The sequence below is a fragment of the Pedobacter humicola genome, assembly GCF_056490705.1.
In genome coordinates, this window is the sequence record NZ_JBWJIG010000005.1 from 177,169 (window position 1) to 190,811 (window position 13,643).

Genomic DNA, 13,643 nt, shown 5'->3' on the forward strand with positions numbered 1-13,643 from the left:
AAATTCAGCATAACGATAGAGGTGTTAACTCTTCTTAATATTTCAATAATTTATCAATTGTTTCTGCTAATCTCGCTTTAGCCAGAAAATCTTCTTCCAGGACCTTGCTCATCGGAATCGCGGTATCTAAACTTGCACAGCGCATTACCGGAGCATCCAGGTAAGCGAAACAATGTTCTCCGATCCAGGCGGAGATTTCGGCACCAAAGCCATTTGTTAAGGTATCTTCGTGCAAAATTAAAACCCTACCGGTTGCTTTAACGGCTTCGGTAACGGTTTCTTTGTCCCATGGTTGAAGCGTACGCAGATCAATTATAGCAGCACTACTATCTGGATGTTGTTTCACATAATCCAATGCCCAGTGCACACCTAAACCATAGGTAATGATCGAAAATTGATCACCATTGGTTAACATAACTGCTTTGCCGATCTCTGTAGTATAATAACCGTCCGGAACAGAGGCCGTTAAACTTCTGTAAAGGTATTTATGCTCAAAATACAGCACAGGGTTTGGATCTTCTATAGCAGCTAACAACAATCCTTTTGCATCTTCTGGGAAGGCTGGATAAACAATCTTTAGGCCAGGCGTTTTGGTAAACCAGGCTTCGTTACTTTGCGAGTGAAATGGCCCTGCGCCGGTTCCTGCGCCTGTAGGCATACGCACGACTACATCTGCTTTTTCACCCCAGCGGTAATGTGTTTTGGCAAGGTTATTTACAATCTGGTTAAAACCTACGGTTACGAAATCCGCGAACTGCATTTCTACAACAGCTTTATAGCCATTGATAGATAATCCTAAACCTGCACCTACAATGGCCGATTCGCAAATAGGAGTATTGCGCACCCTGCCTTTTCCATATTTAGCCGTAAAACCATCGGTAATCTTAAAAGCACCACCATAATCGGCAATATCCTGTCCCATTAAAACCAGATTGGGATATTTTTGCATCGCGAGGTCCAGTCCATCCGTTATGGCATCTAAATATCTTTTTTCTGTAGCAGATTGATCCGGTTGAATAACATTTTGCGCGTAAGGAAAATACATATCCTCTTCTTCCTGAGTAGCATTGGCCACGGGCTCAGCTTCGTCAAAAGCTTCTTCAACTTCCAATTCAATATCTCTTTTAACCTGAATTTTAATGTCGATAACAGCATCAGAAGTTAAAATCCCCTGTTCAATTAAATAGGCTTCATAATTGCTCAATGGATCTTTCTTTTCCCACTCATCAAATAATTCATGTGGAACATATTTGGTGCCCGATGCTTCTTCATGGCCCCGCATCCTGAAGGTAAGGCATTCTACCAAAACCGGCCTCGGATCTTTTCGGATTTCACTGGCCAGCTGACTGATGGTGTCATAAACTTCTAAAATATTATTTCCGTCGATCTGAATACCTTCTATACCATAACCAATGGCTTTATCAACCAGGTTTTTACATCTGAACTGTTCAGATTTTGGAGTGGAAAGTCCATATCCGTTATTCTCAATCAAAAAGATTACAGGAAGATTCCAAACCGCAGCAACATTTACGGCTTCATGAAAATCGCCTTCACTGGTTGCACCCTCTCCCGTATAAACCAGGGTAGCGTGTTGCTTATTGGCCAAAACATCAGCCAATGCAATGCCATCAGCCAGGGCCATCTGTGGGCCAAGGTGTGAAATCATGCCGATAATTTTATAATCCTGTGCCCCGAAATGGAAGGAACGATCCCGACCTTTGGTAAAGCCGGTAATTTTGCCCTGCCATTGGGCCATTAGCTTTTTTAGGGGAATATCGCGGGAGGTAAAAACACCCAGGTTACGGTGCATGGGCAAAATATATTCATTGCTTTGCATGGCTAAGGTACTGCCAACCGCAATGGCTTCCTGTCCAATACCCGAAAACCATTTGCCAATCCGGCCCTGGCGTAAAAGTTTGAGCATTTTGTCTTCAACCATCCGGGGATAAAGCAATCTTTTATATAAATTCAATAAGAATTTGTCGTCTTTATCTCTTCTATGAAATTGCATATCTGGTTAGGTTATAACTAATTACTCCCGATCTTAAGACTCCTTACTTTTCTTCAATTCCTCCCACTGTTTTGCAAAAGACTTATCGGCAACCTTAGGCATTTCACGGTATTTACCCCAGCTCTTTTTGAAAAATCTTTTGAGCATAAGGTTTTTAAACTTTCCACCAAAGAAATCCATCCATTTGCGTTTTTGCATCATTCTGCTGAACATGCTCCAACCTATTTCCTCTTTTTTGCCATTTTCATGACCTGCAGCCGCATCTCTACGGTTAAGCAATAACATCTTGTGGATATCGATCTTAACCGGGCAAACCTCCGAACACTTGCCGCAGAGGCTTGAAGCATAACTTAAGTGTTTAAACTCTTCCATGCCCTTTAAATGCGGTGTAATTACCGATCCTATGGGCCCACTATAAGTGGTATTGTAGGTATGGCCGCCAATATTTTTATACACCGGGCATGCATTTAAACATGCACCACAACGGATGCAGTACAAACCCTGTCTTTGATCTTTTTGCGCCAATAAATTGGTACGGCCATTATCTAATAAGATGACATACATTTCCTCTGGCCCATCGGTTTCATTGGGTTGGCGTGGACCGCTTAAAATGGTGTTGTAAACCGTTAAGTTCTGCCCGGTTCCGTGCGATGCCAGTAGAGGCCAGAACAGATCCAGATCAGCCATAGAAGGAATTACTTTCTCAATCCCTACAATAGCGATATGTATTTTTGGAAATGTGGTACTCAAACGTGCATTACCTTCATTTTCAGTTAAAGCGATACTGCCGGTATCAGCGATTAGAAAATTACCACCGCTAATGCCGATATCAGCGGTCAGATATTTATCGCGAAGCAATTCTCTTGCTTTTTGTACCAGCTGTGGGGGAGTGGCATCGATAGGGGTGCCGAATTTATCGTGAAATAACTGCGCAATATCTGCGGCACTTAAGTGCATGGCAGGAGTAACAATATGGTATGGTGCCTGGCCCAGCAATTGAACAATGTATTCACCCAGATCGCTTTCTAATGATTCGATATTATTCTTTTCCAGAAAGTCGTTCAGGTGGATTTCCTCGGTGGTCATCGATTTTGATTTGATAACCGTTTTACCATTATTTTTTTTGATGATATTGAGAATTTCCTGTTGGGCTTCCTCTGTATTGTTTGCCCAGATTACCTTACCGCCCCGGCGCTGAAAATTAGATTCGAATTCCGGTAAGAATTTATCGAGATTTTCCATTACACGCCACTTGATGACGTGTGCTTTTTTCTTGGATGCCTCTAAATTTTCGAATTTTGATAAGCCGCGTTCAACAGCAACATTGTATTTGCCAATATTATAATTTATGGTTTTACGATGCGGTAAATCGAAAGCTTTCTCGTCAGATTTCTCTAAAAATTCCTCGGCAATATTCATCAATTTTATTTTGTAATAGGGTAACGAATATAAACTGATTTTAGTTTTTAGCTATTTCGTTATAAATTCAAAGATAGGAAACCCTATTGAGTTTATTTTTAGAAAAGTTGAAGAAGAAATACTTAATATTTTAAATAGATTCCTACCAAACTACGCTAGTTATATATCTTTTTGCAATCTCATCACTTGAAATTAGATCTAAACCTAATGCTAAGCTTGTAGCGATAATAATTCTATCAAATGGATCACGGTGAATAAAAGGGAGATTCTTAAGTATTTTTAATGTTCCAAAATCAATTGGTAGGATATTGATATTACTGGAATTACACGAATCTATCAATTCATCAAGTGAATATTGTATTTGTAATTTGCCAAGGGATTGCTTGATCGTAATCTCCCATAAACTTGCGATGCTTAAATAGAGTTGGGTTGTTGAATCTTCTAAAATATTTCTTGCTGCTATTGATAATGCATTATTATCATCTTGCATCCAAAGTAAAACATGGGTATCAAGCAAATACTTTTCCATTACATGTAATCTTTGAAATCATCTAATGGTGCATTGAAGTCCTCACTCATTTTCATTTTTCCCTTAAGCAATCCGAGTTTTCTTTTACTTTTTTCTTTATCCTTTTTTTCTACTTTCTTTTGTAAAATAAAATCAATAAAATCTTCTACCTCTTGCTGATAGGCAACAGGGATCATTTTAATTTTTTCTAAAATCTGAAACTGATCCATAGCTCGCTTTATTCAAAAATAACATTTTAATCTTGAAATCTAAAGTTCAGGGTATTACGCATAAAAAAGTCCCGATGTAAAATCGGGACGCTATGTTTTAAATGATTATTCTTTTGGATTGCCTTTTCCATCCATATCTACGGCAGGGCGTTTAGCTCTGTTTGCTAATTCCCACGCGGTAAAGTAGGTCAGTTTTGCCCTTTTGGCCAAAAGCGGGAAATTGATTTTGCTTACTTCATCACCTGGTTTATGGTAGTCTTGTTGTAACATTCCATCGTAATAGAAAATAATCGGAATGCCCAATTTAGCAAAGTTATAGTGATCTGAACGGTAATAAATCTGTTCAGGATCTTTTGGATCATCATATTTATAATCCAGTTTCATTTTGGTATAGGTTGCATTCACCTGCTCACTGATGTTGGCTAAATCGCTGCTCAACATTTTCGAACCCACTGAGTAGATATAGTTTGCAGAATCTGGTTTGCCTAGATATTCTTCGCCCGTACGGCCAATCATATCGGTATTTAAGTCAGCAATGGTATTTTCGACAGGAAAAACCGGATGCTCCGAATACCATTCAGAACCCCAAAGTCCTTTTTCTTCACCAACAACTGTCATGAAAAGGATACTGCGTTTTGAACCTTTACCTGCCTTTTTAGCATCTGTAAATGCTTTTGCCATTAATAATACACCGGTAGTTCCCGATCCATCATCATCGGCTCCATTATTTACCTTGTCTTTTGCGTTTGGATCAGTTTCTAATCCAATATGGTCGTAGTGGCCTGTAAGAATCAATACTTCTTTTTTTAATACTGGATCTGAACCTTCCAAATAACCCAATACATTTTCACACCTCACTGGTGTTTCTGTTTTTGCAGCACTTGCAGAAAAAGGTACGTTTAATACCTGAGAAGCAGGGGCCTGACTGTCTACAATTTTCTTTTGCAGATCCGCAACGGTAGTATTTGATGCTTTTAACAATTCGTTCGCTAGCGCAACTGATATAGAGATGCGTGGAATGTCATTTTGTTTCTGGGCTTCGATAGCAGCATTGGTTTTGACCATTACCCTGCCATTTTTCAGCGTCTGTTTGGTGCTTTCTGTTATTCTGTCAACAGCTGGGTCGATCAGGATAATCGCTTTCACATTATTTTCTGCAAAGTATTTTGCTCTTGCTTCAAGTGTAGCACGGTAAGCAGCCCTGTCAATCCTGGCACCAGGTTTCAAAGTCGGGTCGCCACCATTAAACATGATTACTGTTTTTCCTTTAATATCAATGCCAGCAAAGTCGTTATAGCTATCTTTTTTTATTCCAAAACCAACAAAAACAAGTTCATTGCTTGAGAAAGTAAAGCCCTTATCGCTAATTAGGGTAGGCGATACCAGATAATCTTTTTGATATTCTTTTGGTTGACCGTTTACCGTAACCTGGCTTTCTTTTAAGGTAACGTTAACCAGATCAATTTTTTGAAAATAACTGCCGTTTACTGGAGCTTTTAAGCCCAAAGATTTAAAATAATCGCGGATATAATCAGCAGCCATCCAGGCACCTTTGGTTCCGGTTTCGCGGCCTTCATATGCATCGGAAGCCAATACAGAAAGATGTTTATAAGCATTGTCTGGATTAATGGCCTTACTGAATTTTATCGCATCCTGATTAGGCTTAAGGGGCTTGATTTGGCTAAAGCAACTCGCTGATACCAGCGAGGCCAAACCAAGGGCTAAAAACTTTTTGTTCATTATGATAATAGTTAGTTGAGTTTCTTGTTAACACGAAATTTTTTCAACCCTGTTCTGGTGGCGGCCGCCCTCAAATGCAGTGCTTAAAAATGTCGTGGTAATTTCTTTTGCCAGTTCTTCTGAAACAAATCTTGCCGGAATACACAGAATGTTTGCATCATTGTGTTTGCGTACTAAGGATGCTACCTCATTTTCCCAGCATAAACCAGCCCTGATGTGCTGGTGTTTATTGGCGGTTATCGCCACACCATTTGCCGATCCACAAAGTAAAATTCCATAGGTAAATTCTCCGCTTTCTACGGCATCAGCAACAGGATGGGCAAAATCTGGATAATCTACAGAACTTTCAGAATAAGTACCAAAATCTTTTACCTCGTAATCCTGTAAAAAATCTTTTAGTATTTCTTTATATTCAAAACCGGCGTGATCCGCTCCAATCGCAATTTTGATCTTTGTATCAGACATTGTCAAATTTATAGAGAATTATGAAATATGTTCGTAATGTTTTTGTTAGTTAGCATAAAAAGCGGCCTCAGCTTTTTTCTTCTTTTTCTCGATGTATGCCGAAACAAAAATACTTAATTCGTAAAGCAGGAATAACGGTGTCGCCACAATTAACATCGTCATGATATCAGGTGTCGGCGTAACAATAGCTGCAATAATGAGAATGATTACGGCTGCATATCTTCTGCTCGATCTCATCAGTTTCGGGGTCATTAATCCCAGTTTTGAAAGGATGAAAATAATCACAGGAAGTTCGAAGATAATTCCGGTACCTAGGGTTAAGGTGGCAACCGAAGATAGGTATGAATCGACAGTAAAAGTGTTTTTGATTTCAGCACTTACCGTATAACCTGTTAAAAAATTAACCGATAGAGGGCATACCACAAAATATCCAAAGAAGATACCAATAATAAAAAGTACCGATGCGAAGAAAACAAAACCACTGGCCGATTTGCGTTCGTTCTCATGTAAAGCGGGTTTAATAAAACGCCAGATTTCCCACAGTAAGAAAGGAAAACCAACTACAATACCACACATAACACAAACGTTTAACTGCAGGTTAAACTGACCCGCCATCTCGGTATTAATGATTTCGCCGTTGATTTTTGTGATACACATGTCCTTACCTAATGAAGGAAAATGCTCAACCAGTTTACACATCATTCGGTAAGTCCAGAAATCTGGTTTTTTAGGCCCGAAAATGATTTTATCAAGAATTTCTTCATTAAAGTAAAAAGCGATGCCCGTAAAAACGGCAATAGCAATTACGGCTCTGATTAAATGTTTACGGAGAACATCCAGGTGATCAAAAAAAGACATTTCTGCCTCTAATGTGGTGCTCTTTTGCCCGATTGCTTTTGTAAGTAGATTTTTTTTAGTGTCGCTCATGTTGAAAACAAAAATACCATTCTATTTGAATAGAATGGTATTTACGTGTTAAATATAGAAATAGTTTATATTATTCTGAAAATTCGAAGGTTTCCATAAATTTCGTGGTGAAATTTCCAGCCCTGAAGTTAGGGTCTTTCATCAGTTGTAAATGGAATGGAATAGTCGTTTTAATACCCTCGATTACGAATTCGCTCAACGCACGTTCCATGGTGCAAATAGCCTCTTCACGGGTTTGCGCTACGCAGATCAGTTTAGCAATCATCGAATCGTAATTAGACGGAATTGAATATCCTGCATAAACGTGTGTATCTACACGAACACCATGGCCACCCGGAGAATGGAAATTAGTGATTTTACCTGGAGAAGGACGGAAATTATTCGCCGGATCTTCAGCATTGATACGACACTCGATAGCATGCATCTCTGGTGTATAGTTTTTACCTGAAATCGGAATCCCCGCAGCAACTTTAATCTGTTCTTTAATTAAATCGAAGTTAATTACTTCTTCGGTAACCGGATGTTCTACCTGGATACGGGTGTTCATTTCCATGAAGTAAAAGTTACGGTGTTTATCAACCAAAAATTCGATTGTGCCCGCACCTTCGTAGTTTACAGCCATTGCGCCCTTAATAGCGGCTTCGCCCATTCGTACGCGAAGCTCGTCAGTCATAAATGGTGAAGGAGATTCCTCAACCAATTTCTGGTGACGGCGTTGAATAGAACAATCGCGTTCCGATAAGTGGCAGGCTTTGCCAAACTGATCTCCGATGATCTGGATTTCAATGTGGCGTGGATCTTCAATGTATTTTTCTAAATATAAGCCATCGTTTCCAAATGCGGCACCAGATTCCTGACGGGCGCTGTCCCATGCATTTTCGAAATCTTCATCTTTCCACACCACACGCATACCACGTCCACCACCGCCGGCAGTTGCCTTTAGGATAACGGGGTAACCCATTTCATTAGCAATGGCAATACCTTCTTTAACGCTGGTAAGCAAACCTTCTGATCCCGGGATGGTTGGAACACCTGCAATTTTCATGGTTTCTTTTGCAGAGGCTTTATCGCCCATGCCGTTAATCTGCTCAGGGGTAGCACCAATAAATTTGATGTTGTACTCGCGGCAGATGTTAGAAAACTTAGCGTTTTCTGATAAGAAACCATAACCTGGATGTATGGCATCGGCATTGGTTAATTCTGCAGCCGAGATGATATTTGGGATATTTAAATAAGAATCTTTACTAGGTGGGGGGCCAATACAAACAGCCTCGTCAGCAAAACGTACGTGTAAACTCTCGCGATCTGCGGTAGAATAAACAGCAACCGTTTTGATGCCCATTTCCTTACAGGTACGGATAATACGCAAAGCGATTTCACCCCTGTTGGCAATTAGTATTTTTTTAAACATAATTTTTAATTTAGGATTGCACTGATTTTAAGGGTTTTACCAGTCTAATTGGTGTCATCAATCATCTGTGCAATCAAATTAATCTGTGAAATCAGCTTCTAAATAGGTTCTACTAAAAATAACGGTTGATCGTATTCTACCGGTGATGCATTATCAACCAGGATTTTAACGATACGGCCCGAAACTTCACTTTCAATTTCGTTGAAAAGTTTCATTGCTTCAATAATACAAACTACTTTACCTGTGCTAATTTCATCACCCACATTAACAAACATAGGTTTGTCAGGGCTTGCTGAACGGTAGAAAGTTCCGATCATTGGCGATTTAACGGTAATGTATTTTGAGGTGTCTTCTGCAGCTGGTACAGCAGGTGTTGCTGCAATTGGAGCAGTAGGAGCTGTGGCAACAGGGGCAGCGGCCTGTACAAGCGGAGCTTGTGGTACGGTAGCATGCACAACTGTTGGTGCCTGGTTTGTTTTGATCGTGATTTTGAAGTTTTCTTGCTCAATAGCAACTTCATTTACTCCAGAACGAGAAACAAATTTAATCAGTTCCTGTATTTGTTTGATATCCATTTTTTAGGCTAGTTATGTAAAAAATAGTGTTTATTGAATTAACTAAGTTATACTTTTTTTGTTTTAATTTTTTATCTGCGCAGCATACGACTTCGGACTTCCGACTAAGACTGCTGACTAATTTGTGTCGTAAGCCCATTTAAGGTAAACCGAGCCCCAGGTAAAACCACCACCGAATGCAGCTAAAACGATGTTATCACCTTTTTTTAATCTGCTTTCCCATTCCCATAAGCATAAAGGAATGGTTCCGTTGGTTGTATTTCCGTAACGCTCGATGTTGATCATTACCTTATCCGTAGTAACACCCATGCGGTTTGCAGTGGCATCGATAATACGTTTGTTGGCCTGATGAGGCACCAACCATGCAACATCATCAGCGGTTAGGCTATTGCGTTCCATAATTTCTGCAGCAACATCCGCCATATTGGTTACCGCAAATTTAAATACCGTTGGGCCTTCCTGATGCGCATAATGTAATCTTGCATCAATTGTTTCGTGGGTTGCCGGCATAACCGATCCACCTGCTTTCATGCCCAGGTAATCTCTTCCGGAACCATCTGTTCTTAAAATCGAATCCTGTATTCCCAAACCCTCTTCGTTCGGTTCCAATAATGCACAGCCACAACCATCACCAAAAATGATACAGGTTGTGCGGTCTTCGTAATTAATGATTGACGACATTTTATCGCCACCAACTACTAAAACCTTTTTATGTCTTCCCGATTCAATGAATGAGGCACCTGTAGAAAGTCCGAAAATAAAGCCCGAACATGCTGCCTGTAAATCGTAACCCCATGCATTTGTAGCACCAATTTTATCCGCTAAAACGTTTGCAGTTGCAGGGAAAGTAAAATCAGGTGTAGTGGTGCAAAAGATAATCAGTTCAATTTCTTTTGCATCAATTCCTCTCTTTTTAAGTAAACCGTTTACGGCATGAACAGCCAGATCGGAAGTACCTAAACCTTCTCCCTTTAAAATTCTACGTTCTTTAATTCCCGTTCTGCTGGTAATCCATTCATCCGAAGTATCAACCATGGTTTCTAACTCTGCGTTTGTAAGCACATAGTCGGGAACGTAACCATTTACTGCTGTAATAGCAGCGTGAATTTTACTCATTTTAAGAATTTTAATAAACTATTTAAATGCAATTCTAATTTTTTCTACCAAACCGGTAGTAATCATTTCTCTTGATTGGAGAACCATATTTTTAACCGCCAGCGGACTAGAAATACCATGTCCGATAACAACGGGAGCATTAACACCTAAAACCGGGCTGCCACCATATTGTTCATAATTAAAACGATCAAAGAATTCATCTTTTAACCCTTTTTTGATGGTCAGCACATAAAACGATTCTGCTAATTTAAGCATCACATTCCCCGTAAATCCATCACAAACAATTACGTCAGCCTTATCGTTAAACAAATCTCTTCCTTCAACATTGCCAACAAAGTTGAACAGGTTGGTATCTTTCATTAATGGGAAAGTAGCCATGCTGAGCATGTTTCCTTTCTCATCTTCTTCACCAATATTCATCAAAGCTACCTTAGGGTTCTCTATCTGCAAAAGATTTTCTGCGTATAAACTGCCTAAAACGCCAAATTGTAATAAAATATCAGGTTTACAGTCGGCATTTGCACCTACATCTAACAGTAAGCCAGTACCACCTTTAATTTTTGGAAGAATTGTACATAAGCAAGGGCGGATAATGCCCGGAATGGTTTTAACGCTAAATACAGCGCCAACCAACATGGCTCCAGAGTTACCGGCACTTGCAAAAGAGTCGAGTTTACCTTCTTTTAAAAGGTTAAAACCAACTGCTATGCTCGAATTTGGTTTCTGAACGATTGCTTTGGTAGGATGTTCGCCCATACCAATTACTTCATCAGTATGAACGTATTCAAAATGATCTGGATTAAAACCTTCTTCTGCAAGAATCGGTTTAATCTGTTCGGTATCGCCAATAAGAACTAAATGCTCTCCGGCGTTAAGCGATTGATGAGCAGCTATTGCTCCCAAAACGATTGCTTTGGGAGCATAGTCTCCACCCATTATGTCGAGGCCTATTTTCATAGAAAAAATCTGTTTGTGTTAAGTCAGGTGTAATCCTGAATTTTTCAGTTGACTAAGGTATGACTAAAGCCGCTGAAAACACAAACAATTTTTTAAGAAAATTACCCTATCTGAGTATTTTCGATAACCAGTTTACCGTTGTAGTATAAGTTACCATCAACGTTGTAAGCACGGTGAGGTACGTGGATAGCACCTGTTGCCGAGCATGTTGCTAAAGAAGGAGTAACAGCTTTATAGTGCGTTCTTCTTTTATTTTTTCTCTGTTTCGAGATCTTCCGTTTTGGATGTGCCATTGCTGTATAATCTAATTATTTTTTTAACTTATTAAGGGCTTCCCAACGTGGGTCGCTTGTTTGTTCATTTTCTTCAGCCTGTTTCTCAATCGATAATTGATTTAAACGGTCAATCATTTCCTGATCACAATCTTTGCCTGCCTGTTCGCAGTTTTTGATATAAGGTACCGCTACGTTAATCATTTCGTATAAAGGGCCCGATATATCAATCTCGGTATCCTTACGGCTTAGCGAGATGATCTCTTCATCATCGCTTTCCAATTCATCTTCAGCAAATTTTACAATCTGACGTTCGTAAAGATTTACCGGTAACGAAAACTCAGATAAACATTTGTCGCAGTCTAAATTAACTGTACCAATAATTTTAAATTTTAGAAGCAACATGGTCTCTTGTTTCTCGAGTTCCAGGTCTACTTTCAAATTCCCGCTTTTAATTAGCGAATACTCAAATGCATTAAAAAAGGTGTCATCAAGCTCATAATCAAACTGATGGGTTCCCAATTTTAATCCGGTAAACGGTAAAGAAAATTGTTTTAGTGGGTTCAAAGTACTGTAAAATTTTAGCCTGCAAATGTAGGGATAAAAAAATTAGATTAAAAATGTTTTTTTAAAAATGTTGGTGTTAATCGGACAGGTTTTCAGAATGTTAATTTTTTAAAAATTAATTTCCCACCAGTTGTGATTTGTAATGCACACCCTGGTACACGGGATTTGCAATCATAAACCCGCCCATCCCGGTCAACAAAAATGACTAGCTGGCCAATACCATTTCCTTATTGTTCCTGCTCCATTCGCTCCACGAGCCTACATAGAGTTTAGGGATAGGTAAACCCGCATAATCCATTGCAAGGAGTGTATGACAGGCCGTAATGCCCGAACCACAGTGCACAATTACATTTTCGGGCTTAACGTGGGCAAGTGCTTCCGAATATTTTTCTTTTAGTATATCAGGCGGCAGGAATGCGCCTGTGGCATCTAAATTTTCTGTATAAGGAATATTGGCAGCGCCAGGGATATGTCCTGCAATTAAATCAATTGGCTCGGTAAGGCCTGCAAAACGGTTGGCATCACGTACATCAATTAAGATATAATTGTCGGTTTTGGCTACCCTTTCTACCTCGTTAATATCCGAAAGCGGTAAATTCCAGGCCGCGATCTCATATTTTTCAACGGATTTAGGGATTTCCACTTTATCCGTAGTTGGGAAACCGGCTTTTACGGCTGCCTGGAAGCCACCATCAATCACCTGTACCTTTTCGTGCCCGATAGCCTTTAACATCCACCAGAGCCTCGCGGCTGCGTTGCCACCATTTTTATCATCGTAAACAAGTACATGACTGTGCCTGGTGATCCCCAATTTTTGTAGAACGGTAGCAAACTGCTCGAAAGTAGGCAACGGATGTCTTCCACCAATTGCAAAATCTCCAATATTTGCCAGGTCGTTATTTACATCTGCAAAAAGTGCTCCTGCTAAATGTTGTTCGTCGTATCTGACTTTAGAACCGGCACTGGCATCTACAATTACAATTTCTTCATCCTGGTTTAGCCAGGTTAATTCCGCTGGTTTTATGATTGGGGATAATTTCATGTTTATTTCTTAAACCCAAAGATATATAAAATTGAAATTATGATAGCGTACCGGAAATACAGTTTCTTGATAACTTTAAATTACTTTCATCTCTTTAATTTTATGGTCTGCTAAGGCAATTAAATGTTTAAATATTTGCGGACTGCCTGGGAAGTTTCCAGAAACTTTAATATTCACTACATATTGGTTTTCGGATTCTTTTATAAAATCCACAAGTTCATTGTTTAGTGTAAACTGTTGATCGAAGGCTTCTTTCCATTTTTGGATTTCCTCACTGCCTGAATAGCTTTTGCCGTCATCAAAAAACACGGCATCCTTTGTAAATGTCTCCCTAAACAGCGCACTATCTTTGTGATTGGCTGCTTTAATATATGCTGCTATAGCTTTTGGTAATTTTTCCATG

At 39.6% G+C, this 13,643-nt stretch carries 15 protein-coding genes; all 15 read right to left on the reverse strand.

Features of this window, described 5'->3' with window-relative positions:
- Positions 1 to 34: 34 nt before the first annotated feature.
- The 15 genes from AC04Q1_RS10470 to AC04Q1_RS10540 all read right to left on the reverse strand — a co-directional run bounded on the left by AC04Q1_RS10470 (position 35) and on the right by AC04Q1_RS10540 (position 13,642).
- Positions 35 to 2,011, reverse strand: coding sequence for an alpha-ketoacid dehydrogenase subunit alpha/beta (locus tag AC04Q1_RS10470; RefSeq protein WP_478364349.1), 1,977 nt, complete (start codon positions 2,009 to 2,011; stop codon positions 35 to 37).
- Between the two features lie 33 nt (positions 2,012 to 2,044).
- Positions 2,045 to 3,430 (reverse strand): LutB/LldF family L-lactate oxidation iron-sulfur protein, encoded by a 1,386-nt coding sequence (locus tag AC04Q1_RS10475; protein WP_478364351.1) that lies wholly within the window; start codon positions 3,428 to 3,430, stop codon positions 2,045 to 2,047.
- A 142-nt stretch (positions 3,431 to 3,572) separates the two neighbouring features.
- Entirely contained in the window at positions 3,573 to 3,959 is a 387-nt protein-coding gene (locus AC04Q1_RS10480) for a type II toxin-antitoxin system VapC family toxin (RefSeq protein ID WP_478364352.1), read from the reverse strand.
- Positions 3,959 to 4,168, reverse strand: coding sequence for a type II toxin-antitoxin system VapB family antitoxin (gene vapB, locus AC04Q1_RS10485; RefSeq protein WP_478364354.1), 210 nt, complete (start codon positions 4,166 to 4,168; stop codon positions 3,959 to 3,961). Before vapB ends, AC04Q1_RS10480 begins: the two co-directional genes overlap by 1 nt.
- 105 nt (positions 4,169 to 4,273) lie before the next feature.
- Positions 4,274 to 5,908, reverse strand: coding sequence for a M28 family peptidase (locus tag AC04Q1_RS10490; RefSeq protein WP_478364355.1), 1,635 nt, complete (start codon positions 5,906 to 5,908; stop codon positions 4,274 to 4,276).
- A gap of 27 nt (positions 5,909 to 5,935) precedes the next feature.
- A complete protein-coding gene (gene rpiB, locus AC04Q1_RS10495; protein WP_478364357.1) occupies positions 5,936 to 6,373 on the reverse strand; it encodes a ribose 5-phosphate isomerase B in 438 nt (145 codons plus the stop codon).
- Between the two features lie 45 nt (positions 6,374 to 6,418).
- A complete protein-coding gene (gene tatC, locus AC04Q1_RS10500) occupies positions 6,419 to 7,300 on the reverse strand; it encodes a twin-arginine translocase subunit TatC (protein WP_478364359.1) in 882 nt (293 codons plus the stop codon).
- A gap of 70 nt (positions 7,301 to 7,370) precedes the next feature.
- Positions 7,371 to 8,711 carry an acetyl-CoA carboxylase biotin carboxylase subunit gene (gene accC, locus AC04Q1_RS10505; RefSeq protein WP_478364360.1) on the reverse strand — a complete coding sequence of 447 codons (1,341 nt, stop codon included), beginning with the start codon at positions 8,709 to 8,711 and terminating at the stop codon, positions 7,371 to 7,373.
- Between the two features lie 98 nt (positions 8,712 to 8,809).
- A complete protein-coding gene (gene accB, locus AC04Q1_RS10510; RefSeq protein WP_316846107.1) occupies positions 8,810 to 9,286 on the reverse strand; it encodes an acetyl-CoA carboxylase biotin carboxyl carrier protein in 477 nt (158 codons plus the stop codon).
- Positions 9,287 to 9,403: 117 nt separating this feature from the next.
- On the reverse strand, positions 9,404 to 10,402 hold the full coding sequence (locus AC04Q1_RS10515; RefSeq protein WP_478364362.1) for a beta-ketoacyl-ACP synthase III: 999 nt from the start codon (positions 10,400 to 10,402) through the stop codon (positions 9,404 to 9,406).
- A gap of 18 nt (positions 10,403 to 10,420) precedes the next feature.
- Positions 10,421 to 11,359 carry a phosphate acyltransferase PlsX gene (plsX, locus tag AC04Q1_RS10520; protein WP_478364364.1) on the reverse strand — a complete coding sequence of 313 codons (939 nt, stop codon included), beginning with the start codon at positions 11,357 to 11,359 and terminating at the stop codon, positions 10,421 to 10,423.
- Between the two features lie 101 nt (positions 11,360 to 11,460).
- Positions 11,461 to 11,652, reverse strand: a complete 192-nt coding sequence (gene rpmF / locus AC04Q1_RS10525; protein ID WP_025143959.1) for a 50S ribosomal protein L32 — start codon at positions 11,650 to 11,652, stop codon at positions 11,461 to 11,463.
- 15 nt (positions 11,653 to 11,667) lie between these two features.
- Complete coding sequence (locus AC04Q1_RS10530) at positions 11,668 to 12,198, reverse strand: YceD family protein (RefSeq protein ID WP_478364366.1); 531 nt, start codon at positions 12,196 to 12,198, stop codon at positions 11,668 to 11,670.
- A 205-nt stretch (positions 12,199 to 12,403) separates the two neighbouring features.
- Complete coding sequence (locus AC04Q1_RS10535; protein ID WP_478364367.1) at positions 12,404 to 13,240, reverse strand: sulfurtransferase; 837 nt, start codon at positions 13,238 to 13,240, stop codon at positions 12,404 to 12,406.
- Positions 13,241 to 13,315: 75 nt separating this feature from the next.
- Positions 13,316 to 13,642: a Cif family virulence factor gene (locus tag AC04Q1_RS10540; protein ID WP_478364369.1), complete on the reverse strand. Its 327-nt coding sequence runs from the start codon at positions 13,640 to 13,642 to the stop codon at positions 13,316 to 13,318.
- Position 13,643: the final 1 nt, after the last annotated feature.